The organism is Bradyrhizobium sp. 179 (assembly GCF_023073535.1).
GTDB lineage: Bacteria > Pseudomonadota > Alphaproteobacteria > Rhizobiales > Xanthobacteraceae > Bradyrhizobium.
On sequence record NZ_JADPJR010000100.1, the window covers coordinates 1 to 1,258 of the forward strand.

1 pseudogene is annotated in these 1,258 nt (G+C 62.6%); it reads left to right on the top strand.

Annotated elements, in window-relative coordinates:
* Nucleotides 1-63 precede the first annotated feature (63 nt).
* Nucleotides 64-1,252, top strand: a pseudogene (locus IVB12_RS22980) (IS3 family transposase).
* Nucleotides 1,253-1,258: the final 6 nt, after the last annotated feature.

Genomic DNA, 1,258 nt, shown 5'->3' on the forward strand with positions numbered 1-1,258 from the left:
TGACCTTGCCCCCTGGACTTAATCCAGATTGAAGTTCGCTCTGGCCCATATGAGGACCAGAGCATGAAGCGCAGCCGCTTTACGGAAGAGCAGATCATCGGGATTTTGAAGGAGCACGAGGCTGGCGTGTCGGTTGTCGATCTGTGCCGGAAGCACGGCGTCAGCGATGCCAGCATCTACAAATGGAAAGCCAAGTTTGGCGGGATGGAGGTCTCGGAGGCCAAGCGGCTGAGGACGCTGGAGGATGAGAACACGCGGCTGAAGCGGCTTTTGGCCGACGCCATGCTGGACAATGCGGCGTTAAAGGACCTCCTGGGAAAGAAGTGGTGACGCCCGCGGGGAAGCGGAAAGCTGTCGCCCATCTCGTGGAGCCCACGGGATGAGCGAACGGCGGGCGTGTAAAGCCATCGGCTGTTGCCGCATGACCATCAGATATCGGACGACCCGGGCGGACGACGCGGCCCTACGCCAACGCATGAGAGCGATTGCCGAGGTGCGCCGTCGCTTCGGCTATCGGCGCCTGCATGTTCTGCTCAGGCGGGAGGGCTATCTGGTCAACCACAAGGAACTGTTCCGGCTCTACCAGGAAGAAAGGCTCGCGGTCCGTCGCCGTGGTGGCCGCAAGCGGGCGCTCGGGACCAGGGCGCCGATGGTGGTGCCTATAGCGCCGAATGACCGCTGGTCGCTCGACTTCGTCTCGGACCAGCTCACCGATGGCCGCCGCTTCCGCATCCTGACCGTGGTCGACGAGTGCACGCGCGAATGCCTGGCGTTGATGGCCGACACCTCGCTGTCGGGCTCCCGGGTGGCGCGGGAGCTGGACCGGCTGATCATCGAGCGCGGCAAGCCCAAAATGGTGGTCAGCGACAACGGCACCGAATTGACCAGCAACGCCATCCTGACATGGGCCGATCAGAGCCGCGTCGCCTGGCATTACATCGCGCCCGGCAAGCCGACGCAGAATGCCTTCATCGAAAGCTTCAATGGCCGTCTCCGAGACGAATTGTTGAACGAGACGCTGTTCACGTCGCTGGCCCAGGCCCGGGTCGAACTCGGACATTGGCGGGCCGACTACAACGATACGCGACCTCACTCGCAACTCGGATGGAAAACACCATCGGAGTTTGCCTTCACCTGCAACCCGCGACGGGATCTGGCGCTGCGCTATGCCGATGGCTCCGCACCAGCTCCCGTCGCTACCACCGCCCATTCGGGTAAATCCAACAGCCGGGGCGAACTCAGGACTGGATAAAACTTG